This is a genomic window from Fodinibius sp. GM21, from assembly GCF_058386955.1.
This window is the reverse complement of the sequence record NZ_JBYEIQ010000003.1, coordinates 98,015-123,950: the sequence shown is the minus strand read 5'-3', so window position 1 is coordinate 123,950 and position 25,936 is coordinate 98,015. Positions and strand designations below refer to the sequence as shown.

Below are 25,936 nucleotides of genomic sequence, written 5' to 3'. Positions count from 1 at the left end.
TCTAATAATTATTTTAGTACGTATAGTTTACATCCGATTCCAAACCCAATTAGGTATCAGTTTTACGAACCATCCCACCAGCCGCCAGCGCTTCGTGATATAGACTTCATTCTTTTTATGTTCAATGGCATCGCCAATCTGTGTTGCCGCTTTTTCTGTGGGCTGTACCCAGAACAGGTCCTTTTTACCCTCAGTCATCTCGGATTCTACAAAGCCGGGCAATATAGTGGATACAGAAATATCTGCCTCTGAGTGATTTCCTTTTTGCCGGTATCCTTGTAGATAGGTATTTACAAATGACTTGGAGGCGTTATAAGGGATGTTTAATCCCCATCCGAAAAGCCCGGCCACCGATGAGATGCCCACGATGTGACCGTGTCCCTGTTCCTCAAACAAATTAAAGCTGTAGCTGGCCAGGTTGGCAAAACCGCGGACGTTGACATCGACTACGTGTAGATCAGTCTGACGCCCTACCGACTCTTTTTGATAGTTTGAAACCCCGGCATTGAGCACAATGACATCGATTCCGCCCATTTCTTTTTTAAGTTGATCGAGCTGGGTAATGGCATCTTCTAATTCCACAACATCCATGAATTGCGTATGAATGCGGGTTTCGAGTTGCTGTTCTAATTCTTGGAGTCGTTCGAGTCGGCGCCCCGTGGCTCCAACCGAATATCCACGATTGTGCATTTCTACTGCCAGCGCTCGACCGATACCGGACGTAGCTCCAATGATCGCAACTTTTTTCTTCATGCTAATGAGCTAATGGTTTGTCGAAATTGATGAGTGGCCAGGTTGATCCACTCGGGGTGTTCTTCTTCTCGGAATAACGATGGATGAATGATTTCGGCCAGTATGCGAGCTGAATCTACAAGGCGAGGTCCCGGCCTATTGAAATAGTGATCACCGTCAGCGATAAAAACCTGTTTGTTTTTGACGGCGCGGAGTTGACTCCATCCATTGCGAGAAGTAAGCGCCGAAATTTCTGAAAGCGTTTCATCGATAGAATATCCGCAGGGGATGATTGTGATGATATCAGGATTGAGTTGCTGAACGGTATTCCATGATATCTTAGGAGAATGATCTCCCGCCTCAGCGCCCACGGGAATACCGCCCGCAACTTGTACCAGCTCGGGAATCCAGTTGCCGGCCGTCATCAGCGGCTCCATCCACTCGATAGAAAGCACTTTAGGCGGAGTAAGCTCAATGGTTCTTTGCTGGATCTCCTGCAGTTCTGACTTCATGCGGCCGGTAAGTTCGTTGGCAGCTCCTTCAGCATCAATAGCTTCTGCGATCGTTCGAATGGACTGGACCCAGCTTGATAAATCTGTGGGAGACACCGAAATTACTTCAACATTAGCACCCAGGGTGGTTTGCACGGCTTCTTCCACCTCATCAAACGAAGCCGCGCACACTGCGCAGTGATCCTGGGTTAGAATGACATCCGGCTGTAAGGCTTTCAGCTGTTCTTCATCCACCCGATACACCGAAAGCCCCTCCTGAAGTAGTGCTTTGACCCGTTGGTCAATTTCATAACTACTGCCGTCGGGATTAAATTTAGGCTCGGTACAAGAGGGAAGCTTCTCTATTCCCTCGGGATAATTACACTCGTGGGATCGGCCTACAAGCTCATCCTTTTTGTCGAGAGCTGCGACAATTTCGGTAGTGCTGGGCAAAAGGGAAACGATTCGCATATTTCAGTAGTTATTTTTAGTGCTGTTGTAGATTCTTCTCACAAAATAAAATAGGGAATTTTAGTTATTCCAAACGCTTCCTTGGGCAAAAAGGTTTAATCAATCGAATATTTTATGCATTGAACTATAGTCAATAATTTGACTATATTAATTTCGATTTTTGAAACTATCAGTTAATAACAGTTTGCCTACTCTAAAAAAGATATATCGGTTTGCAGCAGTGTTTACGCTGTTGTTGCTTGCAAGCAATGTTCTGTTGCCTGTGGGAGCATCGGCCGTGAATCTGTATTGCGATATGGATATGGAAGAGCAGGGCGTCCACGAATGTTGTGATGGCTCCGAGATGGATCATCATGAACAGGCGGATGCTGCTGATTGTGTGATGCTATCATTCTGCGAGCAGGTTGTTGACAGTCCGCAGTCGGATACGCCGGCCGTTATGCAGCACGTCAAAAGTCTTGTTGTTGCAGAGCTGACTGATGACATTGAATCCCTACCACTGGAAACCAATTATTCCGTCCCACATAGGGATAAATCCACAACTGACAATAATGCGTCCCCTCTCTTTTTGATGAACAGCGCTTTTCTGAATTAGCGATTGACCACTCTTTTTTAGCCTGAATCACTTTTCAGGCAAACCTTCGCATTACGAAATACGATTATATCTGTATTGCCACGTATTGCATGTTTCGTATTCATTTTTACCGGTCAATTAATTCATCGCTAATTCAATGCTCGACAAAACCATACGCTTTTTTCTTGAAAATAAATTAATCGCTGTTCTGCTCCTACTGGGGATGGTTGTTTGGGGAATTGCCGTGGCCCCTTTTTCCTGGGATATCGATATGCTGCCCCAGGCCCCCGTAGCCGTAGATGCTATCCCGAATCTGGGACAAAATCAGCAAATTGTCTATACCTCCTGGCCGGGACGGTCGCCGCAGGACGTGGAAGATCAGATCACCTATCCGCTTACCACGCAATTGCTGACGGTGCCCGGGGTCAAAACGGTACGGAGTAGTTCCATGATGGGTACGTCAAGCATCTACGTCATTTTTGAAGAGGATGTCGATTTTTACTGGAGCCGTTCGCGCATTCTCGAAAAGCTGAACTCTCTGCCATCGGGAACATTGCCACAGGGTGTGCAGCCATCGCTGGGTCCCGATGCCACAGGGCTGGGACAGATTTTCTGGTATACGCTCGAAGGGCGCGACAGTGGAGGCAATGCCACCGGCGGTTGGGATCTGCAGGAGTTAAGGAGTATTCAGGATTTTTACGTGGGGTACGGATTGTCTGCCGTTGAAGGTGTGGCAGAAGTAGCACCCATCGGCGGTTATGTCAGCGAGTACCAGGTTGATGTAGATCCCGAGAAGATGCAGGAATACGGCATTTCAATGACGGAAGTGTTTAAGGCCGTGAAAGAAAGTAACGCCGAGGTTGGTGCCCGAACCATCGAGATGAATAACGTGGAGTACCTGGTGCGGGGACTCGGTTATATAGAGAATATGGAAGACATCGAGCAGGCGGTGGTGAAAGTAGTCGAAAATACACCCGTGCGCATCAGCGAAATTGCGAAAGTCAGTCACGGTCCGTCACTGCGGCGCGGGGCTCTTGACAAGGGCGGGGCCGAAGTGGTGGGAGCAGTCGTTACGGCTCGTGAGGGTGCCAATCCCATGCAGGTGATCGAAAATGTAAAAGCCAAGATCAAGGAAATTGAGCCGGGATTGCCCTCTAAAACACTGGATGACGGCACAGAATCGAAAGTTTCTATTGTTCCTTTTTATGATCGCAGCACACTGATCCAGGAAACGCTCGGTACACTCGAAGAAGCGCTTTCGCTGGAGGTGCTAATCACCATTATCGTGATTGTGGTGATGGTGCTAAATCTTCGGACGTCCATCCTTATATCGGGAATGCTTCCCGTTGCCGTACTTATGACCTTTATCGCCATGAAGCTGGCCGGAGTGGATGCCAATATTGTATCCCTTTCGGGAATTGCTATTGCCATCGGTACTATTGTGGATATGGGGATCGTGCTCTCAGAGAATATCCTGCAGCACATGGATCGGGCCGACCCGGAGGAGTCGCTGCTTGAAGTTATTTATAGGGCATCGAGTGAGGTGGCGCATGCGATAATAACAGCCATTACCATGACGATTGTCAGCTTTCTCCCTGTCTTTACGATGGTGGCCGCTGAGGGAAAGCTGTTTCGACCGCTGGCTTTCACCAAAACTTTTGCGCTGGTGGCGGCAATCATCATTGTGATTACGCTTATCCCTCCGTTCGCCCACTGGTTTTTCTCTATCAAAATTAAAAAGCGTCCGTTTAAAATAGCCTGGAATGCGCTGTTGATTATCGGCGGACTGTTTGTGGCCGTGAATGTGATGACTTGGGCAGGGGTTGTTCTCGTTGGTTTTGGATTGATAAATGGTCTGGCGCTGTTCATGCGCGATGATCGATATAAGGAGTGGTTGCCTACGCTCAATATGAGTCTGATTGTCGTAGGAGTTGCATGGTTACTCACCAGTGAATGGTTGCCCTTGGGACCGGGTGTTTCTTTTGCCGGCAACTTTATCACGGTAGCACTGTTACTCACGGTTGTCATGGGAAGTTTCTGGCTGGTCATTTATTATTATCGACCTATTCTTGATTGGTGTCTGACCAATAAAAAACTCTTTCTCTCTATCCCCATATCGCTTGTGGTGTTGTCTATGGTTATCTGGCTTGGATTTTCTGGGGTATTTGGTTTTGTAGCCAGTGGATTCAACTCCGTTGGTCTCGATGTCGAAGAAACGTCAGCGTGGCAGGCGGCCGAGTCTACTTTTCCGGGATTGGGTGAAGAGTTTATGCCGCCACTGGATGAGGGCTCGTTTTTGTTGATGCCGACGACGATGCCCCATGCCGGTATGGAAGAGGCCAAAGATGTAATGCAGAAGCTGGACATGCGTGTTTCTTCGATCCCCGAGGTAGAAATCGTCGTGGGCAAAATGGGACGTACCGAATCCGCCTTAGACCCGGCTCCCATCTCTATGTTTGAGAACATTATCACCTATAAAACAGAGTACAAAACCGACGAAAACGGGCATCGTATGCGATTTCGTACAGACTCCCAAGGTAACTTTGCCCGTGATGATAAGGGTGAACTTATTCCCGATTCTGACGGACAGTATTACCGGCAGTGGCGCGATCACATTCAATCACCCGATGATATCTGGGATGAAATTGTCAAAGCTGCTGATATTCCGGGGACGACCTCGGCGCCTAAGTTGCAGCCTATTCAAACGCGACAAATAATGTTACAGTCGGGTATGCGCGCACCGATGGGGATAAAGGTGAAGGGACCGGATTTGCAGACAATCGAAGACTTTGGATTACGGCTGGAGGATCAGCTTAAGCAAGTTCTGGGCATCAAGCCGTCGTCAGTGTTTGCGGATCGCATTGTGGGTAAACCGTACTTGGAAATCGATGTGAAAAGAGAAAAGATAGCACGCTATGGGTTGTCGATGCAGGATGTGCAGCATTACCTGGAGGTGGCGTTGGGCGGTATTCAGCTCACGAACACAGTAGAGGGACGAGAGCGGTATCCGGTGCGGGTGCGTTATGCCCGTGAGCAGCGCGACGATCCGGAGAAAATTAAGCGTATGTTAGTACCAACAGCCATGGGATCACAGGTGCCGCTGGGGCAGTTGGCAGAAATACGTTACCGTCAGGGTCCCCAAGCGATTAAAAGCGAAGATACCTTTTTGGTGGGATATGTAATTTTTGACAGCAAGGATTCGGTAGCGGAGGTCGATGCCGTTGAGAATGCACAGAATTATCTAAGTGAACAGATCGAGGCCGGAAATCTAACCATCCCACCGGGTATCAGCTACGAGTTCGCCGGCAATTACGAAAATCAGGTACGGGCTACCGAGCGTCTGGCTGTTATTCTGCCTATTGCTCTGCTGCTAATTTTCTTGATCATCTACTTCCAGTTTAAGTCGGTGCCGACCTCCATGATGATATTCAGCAGCATTTTTGTGGCCTGGGCCGGTGGATTTATTCTCGTTTGGTTATATGGGCAGGGCTGGTTTATGGATTTCAGCATGTTTGGAACCAATATGCGTGAGTTGTTCCAGATGGGAACTGTAAATCTTAGTATTGCCGTATGGGTGGGCTTTATTGCGCTATTTGGTATTGCCGCCGAGGGAGGAGTAGTGATGGCTACCTATCTGGATCAGGTATTTGACCGCGATAATCCCGGAACACTGCAGGAGATTAAATCTGCCGTGGAGGAAGCGGCCGGCCGACGAATTCGTCCCACTATGATGACCACCGCCACAACCATATTGGCACTGATACCCGTACTTACCTCCACTGGACGAGGTGCCGATATTATGGTGCCAATGGCAATCCCCAGTGTGGGTGGGATGTTCCTGCAGATTATTACGCTATTTGTAGTGCCGGTACTCTATGCCATGTGGCAAGAGCGGAAGCTGAAACATCAGGCAGAAAGAAATGAGGTTTAATATGATAACTCCTAGGATATTCAGAACAATGAAATTTCAAACAACCCAAAATCTCCCTCTCGAGAGGGGGGAGTCAGCATGGATCAATAAAGCAATGCTGACTCGAGGTGTGTGGTTATGCTTAATCTTTTTGATGAGTTGGATCTCACTGTCATGGGGACAGCAGAATCATTTAGAAGGCGAAGCCACCCAAATAGAGCTGTACCTACAACAGGCCGCTCAAAACAATCCGGATCTAAAAGCACAATACCGGCAATATTTGTCAGCCTTGCAGCGATCGCCCCAGGTTAGTATGCTACCGGATCCTGAATTAGCATTCGGATATTTTGTCAATCCAATTGAGACGCGAGTCGGTCCACAGCAAGCTCGTTTTGGCATCACACAGATGTTCCCTTGGTTTGGAACGCTCAATGCTCGTGGTAATGCAGCGACAAAGAAAGCAAAGGCTGAGTTTGAGGCATTCCAGAATGCCCGAAATAAATTGTTCTATGAGGTGCAGAAAAGCTGGTATCATCTTTATCAGATTGAGCAATCGATCCGAATACTGGAGGAGAATATAGAGCTCTTGGGAATTTTTGAGTCCCTGGCTATCCAGAAGTACGAGACCAACCAGGTTGGTCAGGCTGATGTGTTGCGGGTACAAATTGAGAAGGAAGACCTAAAGTCAAGGTTGGAATTGCAAAAAGATAATAGAGAGGTGGCAGCGCAGCAATTTAATGAACTGCTCAATCGTCAGGCCGATTCGAAGGTAGTAATCCCGGATAGTTTGGAAGGGAAGCTTCTGGAGAGATCAAAAAGTGAACTCGAGCAGGTGGCCATGCGACAAAATCCTCAGTTGTTAAAAATTGATTTTGAAGCGTCGTCGGCAAGGAATGCTATTAAAGCTGCTCAAAAAGAAGGAATGCCCAAGTTTGGGCTTGGCATCGATTACATGATAACCGGCGAACGCGATATGGCGCTCACGGATAACGGACAGGATGCGATTCTTGCTCGCGTGGGTGTTCAGATTCCGCTATATCGAAAAAAATATCGGGCGAAGGAAAAGCAGGCCCAAATCCAGTTGCGTTCGGTACAAGATCATCAACAGGCAACAGAAAATAAGCTGTTAACGCAGCTCGGTCAGGCACTTCGGGATTACCGCGACGGCAAACGCCGATTGAATCTATACAAGAATATTCAGATTCAGCGCACCCAGCAGACCATCGATATATTGACCGAGCAGTATTCAACATCTGCAACAGATTTTGAAGAGTTGTTGCGGCTCCAGCGCAAATTGCTGGATTATGAACTTGCCCAGCAGCAGGCATTGGTGGATCTGAATACGGCGGTAGCATGCGTTGAATATTTATATGGTAAGCACAATGCAAACCCTGAAGAAATTTAAATAAAAAAATAATAACCACGTGTCATCCCGGACCTGATCCGGGATCTGAGAAAACCGGTAGTATTTAAAATATGAGATTCTGAAACGAGTTCAGGATGACATGAAAACAATAAAAAGATGAAAAGTTTGATGAACATAAAACAAATTGGAAAGCCAGCAGGAATATTAGTTGTCGGACTGCTATTAGGCTGGCTCTTCTTTGGCGGATCATCTGCCGATCAGTCGCAAAGTACGGATGAACATGTTGAAGAAACACATACCAACGAGCAGGGTGAAGTGCTATATACCTGCAGCATGCACCCCAGCGTAAGACAATCAGAACCGGGCAATTGTCCCATTTGTGGGATGGAGCTTATTCCGGTAAATGAAGAGGGTTCCAAGCGTGGCGCTGAGGCAAATAATTACGAGTTAAAAATGACTGAAGCAGCAGCGCGTCTGGCACAAGTTCAAACGACAGAAGTCGTTATAGATGTGGCCGTGAAGAAAGTGCGCATACCCGGAAAAATTGCGGTGGATGAGCGCCGCGTTTCAAATGTGACAGCACATTTTCCCGGTCGTATTACCCAACTTTATGTGGATTATACGGGCGCACGGATCCAGAAAGGAGAACGATTGGCTTCGATCTATTCTCCACAACTCTTGTCTGCCCAGCGTGAACTTCTTGAAACTCAAAAGCATAAGAAAAGCAATCCTGCTTTATATCAGTCTACGCGACGAAAGCTGGAATTATGGGAGCTGCCCGAGGAGGAGATTCAGAAAATAGAGGAAAGCGGAGAGGTTATAAATGAGCTCGATATTGTATCACCTGCCGAGGGTTATGTGTTGGAACGGAATATCTCGGAGCAGGATCATGTGATGGAGGGAACCGTGATGTATGAAATTGGGAATCTTTCGAAGGTTTGGGTGACTTTTGAGGCGTATGAACATGATCTGGCCAGTTTGGCAGAAGGTGATGTAGTTACGTTTACAGTGGAAGCTTATCCCGGGGAAGCATTTGAAGCCGAAATCAGCTATATCGATCCCACGTTGGACCCGCAGTCGCGGACAGCCACCGTTCGGGCAGAAGCTGCGAATCCCGATAGACGATTGAAACCGCAGATGCTTGCAGAAGGCGTCATATCATCAGAAATTTCGGGTGGCAAGGAGCAAATGCTCATTCCAAAATCGGCGGTACTGTGGACCGGCGAACGATCGGTGGTGTACGTACAAAAGACGGTGGATGGACAGCCGGTTTTTGAATTTCGCGAAGTTGAGCTCGGCGCCCGGGTTGGAGAACGCTATGTGATTAAATCCGGAGTAGAAGTTGGAGAAGAGGTCGTTACCCACGGCAACTTCAAAATTGACAGTGCGGCACAATTGGCAGGAAAAGCCAGCATGATGAATAGAAATCCTGATGGGACAAAGCCAGCAGGACATAATCATGGATCGATGGGAGATATGAATAGCGATGGCGAATCCTCAGAGGCAGGCCACAAGAATTACCAAGACACAACCACAGATACCACCGAACATCAGCACTCTGAGCATCTTTCCGATCTCGTTGATAGTTATCTTGCTATAAAAGAAGCCTTAACGAATGAGCATTTTGATAAGGCAAAAAATCATTTAGAAATATTTAAACAAGAAGTGACTAAAAGTGAGGAGATGAATGAACATCCCGAGCATTCGGCCATGCATCAAAAGCATCATGCCGCGATGGTTAAAGCGGTTAATAGTGCTTCCAAAGTAGGAAACATTGGTCAATTCAGGAGTTCTTTTGCTGAGATATCCAATCAGCTTGTGAAGGCACTCGAAAATCAGGGTTTTGATGACAGGGATTTATATTGGCAATATTGCCCCATGGCCCAGGACGAAGAAGGCGCGTACTGGTTGGATGATGAAAAAGCAATATCAAATCCTTACATGGGCCCGCAGATGCCCAATTGTGGGAGCACAAAACAAACGATGTTGCAGAATAGTTAAATCAAAAGTAAGCAAATAGGATTATGGAATATGATCATGAGTGTAAACAAAGGTATTTAGAATAGTAATATATTGCGTTCATCCGTCACGTGAGTGTCGCTAAGTCCGTTATTGTGGCAATAAATGCTGGGTTGTTTATCAGCGAATAGTTTTGAGTGTAAAAAAATCGGTTTAAACAGAATATCGTTCGAAAGTATGCGTTGCCCTTTTCTAAGCCCCTAACCAAAGGAAATATACCTACTCACTAAATGAGTTGAGTGGTTGTTTTATTTCGGAATAAATAATCTCTATCTTAACAGGGCTTAATTCAAAGCATGATCTATTTAACTTTAAATCATTCAATATATTTATGAAGTTTTTTAAACAATCCGCGGCTTTTGTACTCGGTTTATTGCTAATGGCCGGTTCGGTTTTTGCACAAGGTAATCCCATGCAACAAAAAATGCAGCAATCACAGGCAGACAGTATCACGAATGAAGAATTGAAAAAATTTGCTGCTGTAACCAGCGATGTAAATGAAAAGATTGACGCAGAGATTGTTTCGTTGTTAGCTGACAAGGAAATGGATCCCCAGAGATTTCAAGAGATCATGATGAAACAAAGAAATCCCCGATCTGACTCTGCCGATGTGACCGAACAAGAGCAGAAAACAATTGATGAAGTCCAGCCGAAATTGATGAAGGTGCAGCAAAAAGAAATCATGAATGCGATGGAGAAAAATGGACTCCAGCCCCAGCGATTTCAAGCTATTGTAAAGGCATTGCAATCAAATCCTGAGGTGGTTAAACGTTATCGAAAAATTACACAAGAAGAGCAGAAGCAAAGTGAGCAGAACTAACGTTCTTTTTTGATATCACATGTTAAAGCCTGTTTCGCTTAGCGAAACAGGCTTTTTATTTTTTGCTAACCCATTTGCTGCTTTTGGGATAAAAACGCCAAGGTAGCTTTGCATCTTCGCCCGCATAGTCAACTCCTATGCGTTCGGTTGAAATAAGAGAAGCTGAAGAAAAATCTACCCCCCGATCTTCAATCCATATTTTATTCTCTGAAAGCGATGTGCCATCTAAATCCATAGTAATACCCAGAGCTTGTGATAATCTTCCGGGTCCCGCTGTCAGGGAAGGGGTAATATCTTGCATGTCGCGACGCTGTAGCATTATTTTTTTACCGTCGATTGGTTGAATAGCACGAATAAGAATAGCATCGGCCTTGCCTTCTACATTTGTAACAACATTGAACAAGTGATGTATGCCATAGCAAAGGTAAATATAGGAAATGCCACCGGACTGATACATTGTTTCGGTTCGATCGGTTCGGGTGCCATTGCTGGCGTGACATGCTCTATCCCCTCTGCCACAGTATGCTTCAGTTTCGGTAATAATGCCACTGGTCAGAGGGGCATTGCCAATTTGTGTGCATAATACCTTGCCGACAAGTTTTTGGGCTATAGTCACTACATCCTGCCGCTGATAAAATGATGGAGAAAGTTTTGCATTACTCATCCTCAGGATATCGTCGTGTATGGATTCTCTTGGATAGTTGTATCTTCAAGAAATATTTCTTGATACGATTTTGCAACAATGGTGGTAATAACAAAAAGTACAGCCGAGTAGAAGGCCCATACGCCAATAATAACCAGAATTGTGTATCCCTGATAGAAATAACGATAGGAGCTTAAAGCATACTCGAGGTAGTAACCTACTCCCATCTTGGCAAGTTCGAAGAGGGCCGTATAAACAACTGCTGCTAGTAAAGCTACTTGCGGTTTCATTCGTTTTTCGCTGATATATCGAAAGATGATGTAAAACAGGATGAGGGTAAATAAAACGGGAATCAGGAGGTTGAGAAAGTCATAGACCCAGCCGACCTCAAAGACGATATCCGTAAAGGGCAGAGCAAGCTTGTCGATTGATACCAGGGAAACCAGCGAAATTACAAGGCTGAAAAACAAAAAGGCTCCCCCCACCAAACCAAAAGTAAAAAAGTTATAGACCATTTCGAGGATAGGATGGCGCCGATCATCAATCTCAAAAATATCGAAGACTACATGCTTAAGCGTATGAAAAAAGCCTTGGGAGAAAAAGACTAAGATAATGGTACCGACTATACCAAAGATACGCCGCGCCCCGATAAGCGGTTCAAGGAGTGTTTCAAGTGTTACGGCCCCCCGGAATACATCACTGCTGCGCGATTCGTAGGTAAAGCTTGGAAATAGTTCGCGACCATAGCGTAAAATTTCGGCAAAAGCTTTTTCGTAGGAGAGGATATACCCAATGATCGAAATCATCAGCAGTATAAATGGAATAGAACAAATAAAGATATTAAAGGTGATGGCAGAGGCGTTAAAAAACACATCTTTCTTTTTCGCCAATTTTACGATGAGCCGCCAGAAATCCTTATACTTCTGCACTGATCAGTGAGTACTAATTAATAAGAATGCGAAAGTTACACTGTTCGCTTTTGTTATGCTAACCTAATTTGATCAAAAGTTATCATACTTTACAAAATTAAATTTTAAGCACAAAAATAACTGCTTGTAAATGAGTACTAAATCCAAATCGCTGACTCCGCTGATGCGGCAGTATCATCACATTAAGGAAGAACATGAAGGAGCTATACTGCTTTTTAGAGTGGGGGATTTTTATGAGTGTTTTGCTGATGATGCGGAACTGGTCAGTAAAGAATTAGGGATTACACTGACCAAACGAAATAACGGAGGCGACCAGACTCCTATGGCGGGATTTCCTCATCATGCGCTGGATACTTATCTGCCCAAATTGGTTAAGAAAGGATATCGGGTGGCGGTTTGTGAACAAGTTGAAAATCCATCCGAGGCAAAAGAGGCGGGACGCAAGATTGTGAACCGGGAGGTGACCGAGATTACGACGCCGGGTGTTACAATGTCGGAAAAGCTGCTGGAGCACAAGCGGAATAACTACGCCGCGGCGGTATACTGGGATGGAAAAACCGCAGGGGCTGCTTTTGCTGATGTATCAACGGGAGAATTTTCGGTAAGTGAGGTTCCCAAAGATCGTCTTGATGATCTGATGCAGTCTATAGCTCCGGCTGAGTTGTTGTTGCCACAGAATTTAAAGAACAATGTGCCTGAATTTCTGCTCGACTATAATATGACGTTTATCGAGGAGTGGGTATACGAGGGTGATTACGGATATAATTTACTGACGGATCATTTTGAAACGCATTCCCTTAAGGGTTTTGGAGTAGAGAGTTTGAATGTTGCCCATGTGGCGGCCGGTGCATTAATGCATTACATCCAGGAAACACAGAAGGCTTCACTGGGACATATCAAGCAGATCCAAAAGTTTGAGAGTAATGATTTTATGTCGCTTGACGGATCGACTAAGCGCAACCTTGAGCTTACCACGACCATTCAGGAAGGGGGTGGTAGCGAGGGTACGCTGATCTCTATCCTGGATGATACCGCCACGGCCATGGGCGGACGTATGCTGCGCAAGTGGATCATGCGTCCATTGAAGCGAATGAAACCCATTCGTGCTCGCTTAAATGCCGTTGAATCACTGAATGTGAATCATGATGTGCGTGAAAAGGTGCGCGAAGAGCTTGAAAAGATCGGTGACTTGGAGCGCTTGATTTCGCGTATATGTGTAGGGCGTGCCAATCCTCGTGATTTGGTGAAATTGAAGGACTCGCTGGCGCAGACCCCGATTCTAAAATCTCAGTTTAATCACCTCGATGAGTATCTGCTTAACGATATTCTGGAGCGCATGAAGTTGCTTATTGAGGTACAGGAAAAGATTGAAGAAGCCATTGTTGAAGATCCGCCGACCAGCTTGCGCGACGGCGATATTTTCAAGGATGGCTATAATGAGGAGTTGGATGAACTCCGAAATATCGCCCGAAACGGCAAGGATTATATCGCCGATATTAAAAACGAACTGGCCGAGGAAACAGGCATAGACTCGCTGAAAATCGGTTATAATAAAGTCTATGGATATTATATTGAGGTAACAAACACCCATGCGGATAAAGTGCCCGAGCATTTTATCCGAAAGCAGACGCTGGTGAATTCAGAGCGCTATATCACGCCGGAGCTCAAGGAGGTAGAAGAGCGTATTTTATCCTCCGAAGAGCAGAGCAAAAGTTTAGAATATGATCTTTTTGAGGAGTTGCGGATAGAGATAGCAGAATATGCCGAGGATGTTCAGCAGGTGGCCCGGGCTATTGCTGAACTGGACTGCCTCCAAAGTTTTGCCGAGGTCGCCTATCATAATAATTATTGCAAGCCGGCTATCGCTGATGATCAAAAAATTGATATTACAAAAGGGCGTCATCCGGTCGTGGAAAAAACGCTTCCGCCGGGAGATCCCTTTATCCCAAACGATATTCACGTAGAAAATGAGGATGAGCAGATTTTGATTATTACCGGTCCCAATATGGCGGGGAAGAGTATTATTTTACGTCAGACGGGACTTATTGTACTACTAGCTCAAATCGGCTGCTTTGTCCCCGCCGAGGAGGCACATATTGGCTTGGTGGATAAAATATTTACCCGCGTGGGGGCGTCGGATAACCTGGCGGCGGGCGAAAGTACCTTTCTGGTTGAGATGAATGAGGCCGCCAATATTTTAAATAATGCTACTCGCAATTCGCTGATTTTGCTGGATGAGGTAGGTCGCGGCACCAGTACCTTTGACGGACTCAGCATTGCTTGGGCGCTGGCTGAGTATCTGCATAATCAACCGTCGGTTGCTGCCAAAACGCTTTTTGCCACGCACTACCACGAGCTAAACGAGCTAGAAAATATGTACGATCATATTGTCAATTATAATGTGTCTGTCAAGGAGCATGACGATAAGGTGATTTTTCTGCGTAAGCTGGTGCGCGGCGGGGCCGATCACAGTTACGGCATTCAGGTGGCTGATATGGCAGGTTTGCCCTCTATCGTGATTGAGCGGGCCAAAGAAATTCTGTCGAATCTCGAAAGTCATAGCTTAGATCTGACTGACAGTAATGGCACGCTCGAGGAGGGCGCCAAGAAAAAGAAGGCTGCTGTCAAAAAAGCTGCCGAAGAGATGGAAAAACAGGGTCAGATTACGCAGCCCTCGCTGTTTCAGGCGCAACTTGATCCCAATACAGAACAACTCATCGATAAACTTGAAGCCTGTGACCCTAATAGGATGACTCCCATCGAATCGCTGATGCTGGTTTCTGAGCTCAAGAAGTTGGTTGAAAAGAGAAGTTAATTATTCAACATTCCTGTTTTTTGTTGAAAAGCAGATTGGTGATCATGGCCAAAGTTCCGGGGGAGATTAAAGTTATCAACTTGACTATTAATTCTAATTATGCGATCACCCATCGAAGTGCCTTTCCATTTGGCGTGACCAATGCTGGTTTTAAAATCGCCTTGGTTATTGCGTATTCGTTTTAGGAGATCAAGGGCACCGGCCGGATGATATCCTGCGCGATACATATAAATGATCCCCCAGTAGTCTGCTGAAAATTCGTATTCTTCAAGCCGGTCTTTGATAGTGTATTCGTACATATCGTTGGCCAGTTGCGTTAGGTTCTCTTCCGTTTGCTCATATTTTGTCTCGCCACCTCCAACCTCTCGCTCAAGTTCTTCGAAGCGTTCATCGCCTTTTATTTTGGTTCTCCTCTTATCGGTTTCTTTAATTCCGTGATTTTGTACAATATGGGCTAATTCGTGGGCGGCAAAGAAAGCAAATTCTGTTTCGCTCTGCATAATTTGCAAGGCTCCTTTTGAAACAAATATAATTCCATTGGGAGAAGCATATCCGGTTATCTCTTTGGTATCAAGAATATAAACTCGGACCGGTGTTTCATAGCGATGAGAATTTTCTGCCAAAACCAAGGCAATATGCGTGAGGTACTGCTGAAGTACTTTGTTTTTAACCAATCCTCGTTGGGCAATAACGTTGGCGATTCCCCATCCCGCTTTTTCAAGCTGGGGATTTAATTCAGGCACTTTATCGGGATCTATATCAAATCGCTCTTGTGCTTTTTCCCAGTTCCAGTGCCGGAGCCTAAGGCTTCTAAATTCATGGTATTCGTCTGGATCCAAAAATTCATTAAAATCCTCAAGAAGCAGGCTTTCTTGGTTGCCAGTTTTACTTGAAGTGAAGTCGGTGGCAAAGCCTTTAACGGCCGCAGCAACCTGAGCCGGTGAGGCGTATGGATCATGTTTAGTACTATCATCCTTGCCTTCAAGTTGATCAAACGCGGTTTGTGCATCAGATGTGATTTCATCCTGGTCGGGAGACGTTCGTTTGTTTTCTTGTTCTAAATAGGTTGCCCGATGGGGAATCCAGCCCTCTTTTCCTTTTGCTTTTACCTTTACCCACTGTTGTTGATTGTTAATTTGAGCAACTTCGGCTCCCGGGTTCAGACGCAGGATAAGTTCATAATACGATCCCGGACCGTCACGCATATCTACAGTATTCTTTATCGTGAGGCTTTCGGCCTGTTTTACGAATGCGACAATTCCTGTAACAAATAATATTAGCAGTGTAAATAAGATGGATTTACGTGCCATAATTACCCTATTTTGTTTTTAAGTGAAAAACCCCATCCCAATCTTCTGACGGGGGTTCTTCTTTAAATTTTTTACACCTCTCGATATATGTTTTTGAGGGTCCGTCTTCCGGTTTCAGTGACAAAACCTCCTGAAATTGCTCGATGGCTTTATCCCATTTTCTATGTAGGTACAGGTCTAATCCTTTTCGATAAATTGAAATGACTTTTTCGAATACCTCAGCGTTGGGATCTGATTTTTCACCCATCAGTTCGTATACCCGCACCGGTTTGGTTTTTCCCTTAACGATCAGGAAATCAAGTTGTCGGGCATAGAAGATGTTTTTGACTTCTTGATACGTCTGTTCGGCAATCATAGTACTGCTTCCGAATTGTTTATTTGCTGCCTCGAGTCGAGCTGCCAGGTTTACGGTGTCCCCGAGCACAGTATAATTGAATCGATTATAGGAGCCGATATTTCCAACAATCATATCTCCGGTAGCAATACCAAAACGCGAATGAATATTGGTTTCCTGCGGTGCTAATTCTTTAACTTTGTGCATCATTTCTAAGGTGCTTCGGCACGCCAGCTCCGCATGGTTTTCCTGACTGATGGGAGCACCCCAAAACGCCATAACGGCATCACCAATGTATTTGTCGACTGTGCCGGAATGCCTAAATATAATATCCGTCATAGCCCCAAGATATTCGTTAAGAAAGGAGACCAGTTCTTCGGGTTCTTTTTTTTCTGAAATTGATGTAAAACCTGCTATATCAGAAAAGAGAACAGTTAGCCTTTTCTTCCGCCCACCCAGCTTTAGCAGGTCCGGTTGAGCAATAAGTTGTTCCACAAATTCAGGCTGCACATACTGACCAAAGGCTGAGCGAATTTCTTTTTTCTGCTTTTCTTCGGAAAAGTATTTAAAAGCCGCCGAACCGCTGTAGGCAAAAGTAGCCATGATTAGGTAGAATCCGGTGGAAAACCAGATCCGATCATAGATAAAAAGTGTTAATCCCATACCGATGATTAGCAATAAAACCCCTAAAATGGCAGCAGCTCCTTTTGCAGGACGGGAGTAAGCAACAGCAAAGGGGATGCCGAAAGAAATTAAAAGAAGAATTATTATTGCAATCAGGTTGGGAGGCTGGGTGATAAAATTGTTGCCGATTAAATTGTTTAAGAGCGTAGCCTGAATTTCCATCCCGGGAAATGGTTCCAGCGAACTCATGGGCGTACTTTTAATGTCTCCCAGCCCGGCTGCAGAAGCTCCAATAATAATAATTTTATCTTCAAATACAGAGGGTGATATTGATACTTTAGTGTCAGAGTCGCGCATTTTTTGGATCGCACTTTTTACAACAGCCTGAAAGGAATAATAGGCAAAGGTACCATTCCGAACACCTCCTTTTTTATACCAGTTGATCAGGTAATCACCGTTGTTCTGCAGGGGGATATTCTGTTTTCCGACGCGGAGTCCCTTGTTGGTCCATTCCAGAGAAACAGAATCCGGTTGGAGCTCTAAATATGCTGCCATGGAAAGCGTGGGGACAAAACCCTTATGGGCTAAACTGTCAAAAAGGTGAACAGAGCGAATGAGTCCGTCTTCATCGGGGCTCATAACAGTGTTGCCGAGTCTGGTCGCGGCTTTGGTAAATTTATCCAGGGGCTTCGATGTCAAAAAATGAGGTTCGTTATAGGGGGGATCGTTCTCAATGTCATAGTACGTAATTAGCGGTTTATTATTTTTGGAGAGATCAACAGCAGAATCTTCTTTTGCAGTGGATTTAAAAGCCAGGATCCCATTTTTGCTTTTTTCAAGTGATTGTAGGAATCGCTGATCGCTCATTGCCCCTGACAGGTTTCGGCGATCAAAATCAGGGGTGTCGAAAAGAATATCATAAATAACTAATTCAGCTCCCGATTCATCAAAATAATCCGTTACAATCTGATAAAACTCTCTGGGCCAGGGCCAGTACATTCCATTGCTATTAAAATAAGAAAGGCTTTTTTCATCGATCGAAACAAGCACAATTTTGTTATTGGGATCTTCTTGCTGCAGATATCGAAACTTATAATCGAGGATCATTCGATCTATACCATTAAATACCCCTGTATAAATGCTAAAAACCCCTATCAAAAATACGATAAGTGCTATCAGTGATAAGGTGATATTTTTATGTGATTTAATGCGGATTCCCCGTTACTGTATTTTGAATTTGCATGCCTTTCTTTGGTATCCCCAGCAATTATTTTTTCATAATGTTAGAAAGAAAAAAATGAATCGCAACTACCGGTAAGTTGATAAAAACCCTGAAATGGAAACAAATTATGATAAAATAAGACTGATTATGTTTGGAAAAATTTCAAAAGTTTCAAATTATAGTACGGCAATTATTACGCAGCAGTAATCATTCGAAAAATTTATGGAAAAGAAAATAGACTTAACCCAACAAATTGTAGCAGATTTTGCCGAGGGGTATAGCAATTTTGGTTTGAATCCGCTGATGGGCCGCATTGTGGGGCTTCTCATTATATCCAAAGAACCACAATCGTTGGACGATATTGTTAAAAAGCTGGAAATGAGCAAAGGGCCAATTTCACAAATTTGTCGGCGTCTTAAAGAGCGCGGGCTGATTGAGAAAGTTTGGATTCCGGGCGATCGAAAAGATTATTATCAGGCGGCCGATGATATTTTTGGCAAGGCGTATGCCAATCAGATCAATAAGATGCAGGATAATATTGAGATTGCGGAGAAATACCTTTCTATGGCCCAATCGATGGAATCAGAGGATGCCGAATTTATTAAACAGCAAATGAATCTTATGAAATCCTTCTATGAGCTGATGGATGAGTACAATAAAAAATTTGTTGAAGCCTGGGAAGAAAAGCACGAGGAATTAACGGAGTAATTTTTTCTTAATTAGCGTTTGGAACTTTTCAAATATTTAATAATTTAAATTTCTATGAACTCTAACAGACAAATAGCGGTATTTTTATTGGGATTCATCCTGTTTTTGGGGTTTTCCTCAACTAAGGTCCAGGCCCAAATAACCCAGTTTTCAGATCTGGACTATCCTTATCCGGTCCAGTATCAACAGTTGGAAAATGAGCAAGAGATTGCCTATGTCGATGAGGGAGAGGGACAAGCGATTATTCTTATTCATGGGCTTGGCAGTTATATTCCTGCTTGGAAAAAGACGATACCGGCCCTAACGGAGAAATATCGCGTGATTGCATTAGACTTGCCCGGATTTGGCAAATCATCAAAAGATGTGGATTCTTATTCTATTCCGTTTTTTGCAAAAACAGTGGCTGACCTGCAGGATTCATTGGGAATTAAAAAAGCTGCTTGGGTTGGACATTCCATGGGCAGTCAAATTGCGTTACGTGCAGCGGTAGACTACCCTGATAAAATCAGCCGGCTGATACTGCTGGCCCCTGCTGGATTTGAAACCTTTACGGATCAGGAAGGGGCGATGATGAGCACTTTCGTAACGCCTCAATCTATTAAGCAAACTCCCGATTCGCTCATTCGACAGACGTTTAAAGCTACCTTTTTTGATTTTCCCGAAGATGCACAATTTATGATAGAAGACCGAGTGTCTATTCGGTCAGCAGAAAACTTTGACAGTTATGCCCGCGCCTATGCCGGATCAGTGCAGGCCATGTTAAACGGACCTGTATTTGAGGAGTTATCAGATATTTTCCACCAGGCACTCATTATATTCGGCAAGCAGGATATGTTGATCCCAAACCGACAACTTCATACCAATTTAACTACAAAAAAAGTAGCAGAGTCGGGTCATAAACAATTGCCAAATAGCCAGCTAAAGATGATCGATAAGGCCGGGCATTTTGTACACTTTGAGCAGTCAAAAGTTGTAAACAAGGATATTCTCAATTTTCTAAACGCAAAGTAAATCATGGAAGATTTTACAGGTAAGGTTGTACTAATTACAGGCGGTGCCGGTGGTATTGGTCGCGAGACGGCTCAACAATTTTTGGAAAAAGGTGCCAGTGTTGAGTTGTGGGATATGGATGAGGCAGCCGGGGAAGAGCTAGTAAAGAAATGGAGTGATAAAGGACACAAGGTTCACTTTGAAAAAGTAAATGTGACAGATTTCAGTGCAGTAAAAGATGCAATGACCGATCTTCGGGAGCGATGGGGCCAGCTGGATGTGTTGGTCAATAATGCCGGTATAACCCGCGATGCTACGCTTAAGAAAATGAGTCCCGAAGATTGGCAGCAGGTCGTTGATGTAAATATGAATGGAGTATTTTACTGTGGAAAGGCAGCAGCAGAACTGATGCGGGAACAGGAGTCGGGCGTGATACTCAATGCCAGTTCCGTTGTTGGTGTGTATGGCAATTTTGGTCAAAGTAATTACGTGGCAACAAAGTCCGGTGTAATCGGTCTTACCAAAACATGGGCCAGGGAGCTTGGCCGTAAAGGCGTCCGCGTCAATGCCGTAGCACCCGGATTTATTGAAACGCCGATGGTCGATACTGTCCCCGATAAGGTATTAGAGAAATTAAAAGGGCAGACGCCCTTGGGACGTCTTGGTAAGCCGAAAGACATCGCCTCGGCCTATGTCTTTTTGGCTTCCGAGCAGGCAGCCTTTATTTCCGGAACGGTACTTCAAGTGGACGGAGGACTCGTATTTTAATGAGACATTCTAAAATTATAGCAAGTGGTTCATATGCCCCCGAGCGGGTTATTAAAAACGAATGGTTTAACGAGCAGTTGGGTGAGGATGTCGATACCTGGCTCCGAGAAAATCTAACGATCCGAGAGCGACGATGGATGGAGGAAGATCAAACGACCAGCGATCTGTGTGTAGAAGCAGGTCAAGCTGCACTAGAGATGGCAGATCTTAGGAAGAAAGATATCGATTTGTTAATTATTGCAACCGATACGCCCGACTTCATTTCCCCATCGACGGCATCCGTGGTACAGCAAAAGATGGGGTTGACAAATGCTACCTCTCTGGATACCAATACGGCCTGTGCCGGCTTTCCCACGGCATTGACACTGGCTAACAGCATGATGGTTGCGGATTCAGTATATAAAAAAGTGATGGTGATTGGGGCTTATGGAATGAGTCGTTTTTTAGATCTGAATGACAAAAAAACGGTTACGCTTTTTGCCGACGGCGCCGGAGCAGTAATTTTAGAACCGGCTGAAAATAAAGCTGAGGGATTTTTAGCCTCCGATTTACGAACCAAACCGGAATACTATAAACACATGGGTATTTACGGAGGTGGAGCAGCTGCTCCTGCAGCACGAAGTGAAAACCCAGGAGGTATTCAATGTCTTCAGTTTGTTGAAAAGTTTCCCAAGGAAATTAACCCCCAGGTATGGACTGACATGATTCGTACTATAGCCGAAAAAGGGGAATTTAGTACAGATAATATTTCCGGTGCTTATATGACACAGATAAATATCAATCAGATTTGGGAGACTATGGATAATCTGTCATTGAAGCGTGAGACAGCTCCAACTATTATGGATGAGTTCGGTTATACCGGTTCGGCGGCTATCCCAATGGTGTTCGACAAGGCGCTTCGCAGCGATTCGGTTTCAAAAGGTGATATTTTAGTGTTTGTAGGATCCGGTGGGGGACTCCATTTTGGAGCTTGTGCCTATAGGTGGTAATGAATTGAAAAAATATGGATTTAATCTTGAAGAGGTTATTCCGTAATAGGAAGTCGAATATGACAAGAAAAACAAAATAAGATGGAATTAGCGTCATCCTCAATGGTAACGGCCGGTTGGATTCTAATCCTGTGCTATGCAGGAGTAATCCTCTATTTTGTAATCCGGGGTGCGGGGCAAACCAAAGAGATGGACGATTATGCTCTTGGGAGTATGTTGTTTTCTCCTACTGCAGTAGGACTTTCATTGGCCGCCTCCATCACCAGTGCAGCGACGTTTATTATCAATCCCGGTTTCGTTTCGCTCTATGGGTTTAGCGGCGTGATTGCTATGGGTTTAGCTCTGCCACTGGCGACATTGGGTTCGCTTATCTTGTTTACCAAGGGATTCCGGAATTTTGGAACCAACGTCAAAGCCCTGAGTATGGCTGATTGGATTCGAAAAATGTATGATAGTCCTCGCTTTGGTATTCTCTTCGGATTTCTTTCCCTGCTGCTTATTACGTTTATCGTACTTATCTGCGTGGGGCTCACCAAGGTATTGGCAAGCACTTTAAACATCAGAGAATTTTACGTACTGCTGGGGATCGTCATTTTTATTTTTGGATACATGATGTACGGTGGCGCAAATTCCATGGTGTATACCAATACCATTCAGGCCATTCTTATGGTCATTGTGGCTGTTATGCTATTGGGCTCAGGATATGATCATTTCAGCAATGGTGTAACCGGTTTCATTGATAAGCTAAATACAATTGATCCGAAGCTTACCCAGCTAACCAACGACAGCAGCTTTCTGTTTCGTGATTACTTCGAGATTTTTGTTGCACCTTTTATTGTGGGTATCGCCATCGTTTGTCAACCGCACATTTTGACAAAATCCCTTCTCTTGGATCGCGAAGAAGACGTGAATCGCTATTTGGTGGTCGGTATCACCACACAATTCCTATTCTTTCTAGTAGTAATTGCAGGACTCTATGCACGAATTAGTTTTCCTAATTTAACAGTAGATGGCGAAGCCCTTGCCATGGATGGCATTGTTTCGGCGTATGTCGTCAAAGAATTTACGGTTGCTATAGCCCTTATCATAGTGTTGGGATTAATTTCAGCCGGAGTATCTACGCTCGAGAGTTTGATACAATCACTTTCCACCTCTATCACCAATGATATTATCGAGCCCTTGTTCGGGAAAGAAATTTTTGCAAAAGATATATTTGGTTTGCCCGCCAAGCTGGTATACAACCGTTTTGTAATTGTAGCTATGGCTATCATCACAGTGTTCCTGTCGTGGCAGCAGCTGGTAAATCCCAAGTTAAGCGTGGGAATTTTTGCCCAAAACGGCGTGTATGCCTACTTCTCAGCAGCCTTTGTCCCTATTTTGATGGGCATGTTTTTTAAGAATGTTCCCAAAGAAGCGCCCATTTGGGCTTCCCTTGTAGCGGTAACCGTTCATTTTACGGTATACTATGGACAGATTCGCGTGCCATTTTCTGAGGCCAATGGTGAAAATCCGGCTGTTGCAGCAGCTTTGGCTATTACGAGCGCCGTGGTGGTTGGATTCGCTATTTATGCGGCCAGTAACAAAGGTATTCAACTTCGAAGGGATAACGAGAAAGCAACAGCTTCGGTATAGATTATGAATTACAACAACTGGCTTACAAAAAGAGAGCGATATGCACCGCAGAAAGAGGCGGTGATTGATGCAGTTGGTGGCAAGCGGTATACATATCAAGAGCTCAATCAAAAAGCGAATCGCCTTGCTGGTTACCTGCAGCAGGAGTGCGGGTTGAAAGCAGGAGACCGTCTGGCGGTTGTCTCAAAAAATAATGTCGAATATGTGATCCTGTTTTATGCCTGTGCCAAAGTTGGAATCGTGATGGTGCCGTTGAATTATCGATTGCCGCAAGCCGGACTGAATGAACTATTGGAGGATGCAGCCCCTCACTTGGTTATTTGTTCTGATGAGTTTTCTTTTGTGAAAGAGGATGCTGTCGAAGCTATTTCGTTTGATTTGATTACAAAGGTTTTGGATCGTTCTCAACCCGATCCTGAATTATATGAGGCTGATGCCGAAGACATTGCCATGATTCTCTATACCTCCGGCACCACGGGGAAATCAAAAGGAGCGATGATCTCGTGGCGGCAGATTCACTGGAATTCGATAAATACCGAGATCAGCCTTGAGCTTACCGGCCAGGATTGTGCTTTTGTCAACACGCCTTTTTATCACACCGGCGGCTGGCACGTGCTTTTGACGCCCCTTATTCATCACGGCGGAAAGCTGGTGCTGCAGCCAGAATTCGATGCGAACGAATGTAATGAGCTTATTGAGAAAGAGGGGATTACCATTCTGTTTGGGATTCCAACAATGCTGCGAATGATGATGGAAGAGTCCAATTTTGATGAGGTAGATGTAAGCAGCGTTCGGTTTGCCATATGTGGGGGCGAATCCTGTCCCATTCCCATTATCAATCGCTATAAAGAGAAAGGAATTCCTATCCGCCAGGGATATGGATTGACGGAAGCGGGTCCCAACTGTTATTCATTACCGGCTGAAGATGCCATTCGAAAAAAAGGGTCCGTAGGTTTTCCCAACTTTCATATTGGTGTTAAAATAGTGGATGACAATAACGAAGAAGTTCCGCAGGGGGAAGTGGGTGAGCTGCTGATGAAAGGACCGCATGTGTTTGCCGGCTATTGGAAAAATCCGGAAGCCACCGATGAAGCGATCGACGACGGCTGGGTGCACACGGGCGACCTGTTTCGCTGCGATGATGACGGCTATTACTATATGGTAGGCCGCAAGAAAGAGATGTATATCAGCGGCGGAGAAAATGTATATCCCGTACAGGTGGAAAAAGTTATATACGAGCATGACGCCGTTGCGCAAGTGGCCGTTATTGGCGTGCCCGATGAGCAGTGGGGCGAAACCGGATGTGCTTTTGTAGTCCTTGAGGATGGCGCTTCTTTGATAAAGGATGAGTTGCAAAGCTATTGTCGGGAGTATCTGGCCGGATATCAGACGCCGAAGCACATATTTTTCAGGGATTCGCTGCCGCTTGGAGATTCCAATAAAATCCAAAAGCGTGATCTGGAAGAAGAATTTAAGGAGATAATGCATGAGTAGAATCAACCATCTTCCGGGAATATCGTCGCAGTTTGTAGAAACCAGCCGCTTAAGCATGCATCTGCTTACAGCAGGCAGTAAAAAGAATACACCAATGGTTTTTTTGCACGGTAATACATGTACTTCTACGATATGGGAGGAGTTTATGGTGCAATGTGCAGATGAGTTTTATTGTGTTGCTCCCGACCTGCGTGGTTTTGGGGACACTGAGAAAAAAATTATCGATGCAACACGAGGTATTAATGATTGGTTGGATGATATAACTGCGCTTATTAAAACATTAGATCTGTCTCCTTTTCATCTTGTAGGCCATTCGTTGGGCGGGTTTGTCTGTTGGGGACTCATTGCGCGTCATGCGATCGATATTTTAACGGTAACGCTAATTTCTCCTGGACCACCGATGGGGTTTGGCGGCAATCACGGTGAGCAGGGTAAAGCGAATAATCCTGATTATTCAGGTTCCGGAGGAGGTATTGTGGTTGATGAATTTGCAGATCGATTGATTGCCGGCGACCGATCAAAAGATCATCCGCTGTATTCGCCCAGAAATATGATGAATCGTCTTTTTTGGAAAGAAGGATTTGAAGCGGACCGCGAAGAAGATATTCTCACGGCCATGTTGCAAATCCATACTGGTGATAAGCATTATCCCGGTGATTACAAAGAATCGAAATATTGGCCGGGTGTTGCCCCGGGTAGGTATGGGCCGGTAAATGCCCTTTCGCCGAAGTATAATCAATCGTTGTTGCACGATTTTTTAAATGCTGATCCAAGGCCGCCACTGTTATGGATACATGGCAAGGATGACAATATCATTTCGGATGCGTCTTTTTCAGATCCGGGATATCAAGGTAAAATGAGTTTGCGTAAAGGCTGGCCGGGAGAAGAAAGTTATCCCCCGCAGCCAATGGAATCACAAATTAAATACAGCCTTGCTGAATATCAGTCGAAGGGAGGTAAGGTTTATCGTAAGAACATAAGTGATTGCGGTCATACGCCTTTTATTGAAAAACCTGAGATAACCAGACAGGCATTATTGAATCATGTCCAAAAAATCATAAAGCAATAATTTTTTTATCAATAGTATTTGAAAGT

Annotated in this window: 19 protein-coding genes; 13 read left to right on the top strand and 6 right to left on the bottom strand. The window is 44.9% G+C overall.

Translation table 11 applies throughout. From position 1 onward, the window contains the following. Window positions 1-27 precede the first annotated feature (27 nt). On the bottom strand, window positions 28-753 hold the full coding sequence (locus ACT3IB_RS07690; protein WP_491538421.1) for an SDR family NAD(P)-dependent oxidoreductase: 726 nt from the start codon (window positions 751-753) through the stop codon (window positions 28-30). Then, window positions 750-1,694, bottom strand: a complete 945-nt coding sequence (locus ACT3IB_RS07685) for a cobalamin-binding protein (protein ID WP_491538420.1) — start codon at window positions 1,692-1,694, stop codon at window positions 750-752. Before ACT3IB_RS07685 ends, ACT3IB_RS07690 begins: the two co-directional genes overlap by 4 nt. 184 nt (window positions 1,695-1,878) lie before the next feature. Here ACT3IB_RS07685 and ACT3IB_RS07680 point away from each other — a divergent pair, with 184 nt between their 5' ends. From ACT3IB_RS07680 to ACT3IB_RS07660, 5 genes are all read left to right on the top strand, one after another. After that, window positions 1,879-2,289, top strand: a complete 411-nt coding sequence (locus ACT3IB_RS07680) for a hypothetical protein (protein WP_491538419.1) — start codon at window positions 1,879-1,881, stop codon at window positions 2,287-2,289. A gap of 136 nt (window positions 2,290-2,425) precedes the next feature. Next, window positions 2,426-6,199, top strand: a complete 3,774-nt coding sequence (locus ACT3IB_RS07675) for an efflux RND transporter permease subunit (RefSeq protein WP_491538418.1) — start codon at window positions 2,426-2,428, stop codon at window positions 6,197-6,199. Window positions 6,200-6,332: 133 nt separating this feature from the next. After that, a complete protein-coding gene (locus ACT3IB_RS07670; protein ID WP_491538417.1) occupies window positions 6,333-7,583 on the top strand; it encodes a TolC family protein in 1,251 nt (416 codons plus the stop codon). A 129-nt stretch (window positions 7,584-7,712) separates the two neighbouring features. Next, window positions 7,713-9,545: an efflux RND transporter periplasmic adaptor subunit gene (locus ACT3IB_RS07665; protein ID WP_491538416.1), complete on the top strand. Its 1,833-nt coding sequence runs from the start codon at window positions 7,713-7,715 to the stop codon at window positions 9,543-9,545. 349 nt (window positions 9,546-9,894) lie between these two features. Beyond that, window positions 9,895-10,383, top strand: coding sequence for a DUF4168 domain-containing protein (locus ACT3IB_RS07660; protein ID WP_491538415.1), 489 nt, complete (start codon window positions 9,895-9,897; stop codon window positions 10,381-10,383). A 55-nt stretch (window positions 10,384-10,438) separates the two neighbouring features. On the opposite strand, the gene ACT3IB_RS07655 is transcribed toward ACT3IB_RS07660, so the two are convergent. Both ACT3IB_RS07655 and ACT3IB_RS07650 read right to left on the bottom strand, forming a co-directional pair. Further along, window positions 10,439-11,047: a DNA-3-methyladenine glycosylase gene (locus tag ACT3IB_RS07655; RefSeq protein ID WP_491538414.1), complete on the bottom strand. Its 609-nt coding sequence runs from the start codon at window positions 11,045-11,047 to the stop codon at window positions 10,439-10,441. A gap of 2 nt (window positions 11,048-11,049) precedes the next feature. Then, window positions 11,050-11,955, bottom strand: coding sequence for a YihY/virulence factor BrkB family protein (locus ACT3IB_RS07650; RefSeq protein WP_491538413.1), 906 nt, complete (start codon window positions 11,953-11,955; stop codon window positions 11,050-11,052). Between the two features lie 130 nt (window positions 11,956-12,085). Here ACT3IB_RS07650 and mutS point away from each other — a divergent pair, with 130 nt between their 5' ends. Further along, window positions 12,086-14,770 carry a DNA mismatch repair protein MutS gene (gene mutS, locus ACT3IB_RS07645; RefSeq protein ID WP_491538412.1) on the top strand — a complete coding sequence of 895 codons (2,685 nt, stop codon included), beginning with the start codon at window positions 12,086-12,088 and terminating at the stop codon, window positions 14,768-14,770. Here mutS and ACT3IB_RS07640 read toward each other — a convergent pair. Together ACT3IB_RS07640 and ACT3IB_RS07635 are read right to left on the bottom strand one after the other, a co-directional pair. Next, complete coding sequence (locus ACT3IB_RS07640) at window positions 14,767-16,080, bottom strand: M48 family metalloprotease (RefSeq protein WP_491538411.1); 1,314 nt, start codon at window positions 16,078-16,080, stop codon at window positions 14,767-14,769. The genes mutS and ACT3IB_RS07640 overlap by 4 nt on opposite strands. Window positions 16,081-16,087: 7 nt before the next feature. Beyond that, on the bottom strand, window positions 16,088-18,196 hold the full coding sequence (locus ACT3IB_RS07635; RefSeq protein ID WP_491538410.1) for a CHASE2 domain-containing protein: 2,109 nt from the start codon (window positions 18,194-18,196) through the stop codon (window positions 16,088-16,090). A 286-nt stretch (window positions 18,197-18,482) separates the two neighbouring features. On the opposite strand from ACT3IB_RS07635, the gene ACT3IB_RS07630 reads away from it, so the two are divergent. From ACT3IB_RS07630 to ACT3IB_RS07600, 7 genes are all read left to right on the top strand, one after another. Beyond that, a complete protein-coding gene (locus tag ACT3IB_RS07630; RefSeq protein WP_491538409.1) occupies window positions 18,483-18,968 on the top strand; it encodes a GbsR/MarR family transcriptional regulator in 486 nt (161 codons plus the stop codon). A gap of 54 nt (window positions 18,969-19,022) precedes the next feature. Continuing rightward, window positions 19,023-19,979, top strand: coding sequence for an alpha/beta fold hydrolase (locus ACT3IB_RS07625; RefSeq protein ID WP_491538408.1), 957 nt, complete (start codon window positions 19,023-19,025; stop codon window positions 19,977-19,979). Between the two features lie 3 nt (window positions 19,980-19,982). After that, the gene (fabG, locus tag ACT3IB_RS07620) at window positions 19,983-20,726 is read left to right on the top strand and encodes a 3-oxoacyl-ACP reductase FabG (protein WP_491538407.1); all 744 of its coding nucleotides are present in this window, start codon (window positions 19,983-19,985) and stop codon (window positions 20,724-20,726) included. Next, window positions 20,726-21,715, top strand: coding sequence for a 3-oxoacyl-ACP synthase III family protein (locus ACT3IB_RS07615; protein WP_491538406.1), 990 nt, complete (start codon window positions 20,726-20,728; stop codon window positions 21,713-21,715). Before fabG ends, ACT3IB_RS07615 begins: the two co-directional genes overlap by 1 nt. Window positions 21,716-21,796: 81 nt before the next feature. Continuing rightward, the gene (locus tag ACT3IB_RS07610; RefSeq protein WP_491538405.1) at window positions 21,797-23,347 is read left to right on the top strand and encodes a sodium:solute symporter family transporter; all 1,551 of its coding nucleotides are present in this window, start codon (window positions 21,797-21,799) and stop codon (window positions 23,345-23,347) included. A gap of 3 nt (window positions 23,348-23,350) precedes the next feature. Further along, window positions 23,351-24,841, top strand: a complete 1,491-nt coding sequence (locus ACT3IB_RS07605) for a class I adenylate-forming enzyme family protein (RefSeq protein WP_491538404.1) — start codon at window positions 23,351-23,353, stop codon at window positions 24,839-24,841. Beyond that, complete coding sequence (locus ACT3IB_RS07600) at window positions 24,834-25,910, top strand: alpha/beta hydrolase (RefSeq protein ID WP_491538403.1); 1,077 nt, start codon at window positions 24,834-24,836, stop codon at window positions 25,908-25,910. The genes ACT3IB_RS07605 and ACT3IB_RS07600 overlap by 8 nt, the downstream gene beginning before the upstream one ends. The last annotated feature ends 26 nt before the right edge of the window (window positions 25,911-25,936 follow it).

Coding starts and splice junctions, on each gene's coding strand:
- ACT3IB_RS07630 (WP_491538409.1), top strand. CDS start 18,483: ATGGAAAAGAAAATAGACTTAACCCAACAAATTGTAGCAGATTTTGCC.
- ACT3IB_RS07690 (WP_491538421.1), bottom strand. CDS start 753: ATGAAGAAAAAAGTTGCGATCATTGGAGCTACGTCCGGTATCGGTCGA.
- ACT3IB_RS07610 (WP_491538405.1), top strand. CDS start 21,797: ATGGAATTAGCGTCATCCTCAATGGTAACGGCCGGTTGGATTCTAATC.
- mutS (WP_491538412.1), top strand. CDS start 12,086: ATGAGTACTAAATCCAAATCGCTGACTCCGCTGATGCGGCAGTATCAT.
- fabG (WP_491538407.1), top strand. CDS start 19,983: ATGGAAGATTTTACAGGTAAGGTTGTACTAATTACAGGCGGTGCCGGT.
- ACT3IB_RS07665 (WP_491538416.1), top strand. CDS start 7,713: ATGAACATAAAACAAATTGGAAAGCCAGCAGGAATATTAGTTGTCGGA.
- ACT3IB_RS07670 (WP_491538417.1), top strand. CDS start 6,333: ATGAGTTGGATCTCACTGTCATGGGGACAGCAGAATCATTTAGAAGGC.
- ACT3IB_RS07625 (WP_491538408.1), top strand. CDS start 19,023: ATGAACTCTAACAGACAAATAGCGGTATTTTTATTGGGATTCATCCTG.
- ACT3IB_RS07615 (WP_491538406.1), top strand. CDS start 20,726: ATGAGACATTCTAAAATTATAGCAAGTGGTTCATATGCCCCCGAGCGG.
- ACT3IB_RS07685 (WP_491538420.1), bottom strand. CDS start 1,694: ATGCGAATCGTTTCCCTTTTGCCCAGCACTACCGAAATTGTCGCAGCT.
- ACT3IB_RS07675 (WP_491538418.1), top strand. CDS start 2,426: ATGCTCGACAAAACCATACGCTTTTTTCTTGAAAATAAATTAATCGCT.
- ACT3IB_RS07600 (WP_491538403.1), top strand. CDS start 24,834: ATGAGTAGAATCAACCATCTTCCGGGAATATCGTCGCAGTTTGTAGAA.
- ACT3IB_RS07605 (WP_491538404.1), top strand. CDS start 23,351: ATGAATTACAACAACTGGCTTACAAAAAGAGAGCGATATGCACCGCAG.
- ACT3IB_RS07655 (WP_491538414.1), bottom strand. CDS start 11,047: ATGAGTAATGCAAAACTTTCTCCATCATTTTATCAGCGGCAGGATGTA.
- ACT3IB_RS07640 (WP_491538411.1), bottom strand. CDS start 16,080: ATGGCACGTAAATCCATCTTATTTACACTGCTAATATTATTTGTTACA.
- ACT3IB_RS07660 (WP_491538415.1), top strand. CDS start 9,895: ATGAAGTTTTTTAAACAATCCGCGGCTTTTGTACTCGGTTTATTGCTA.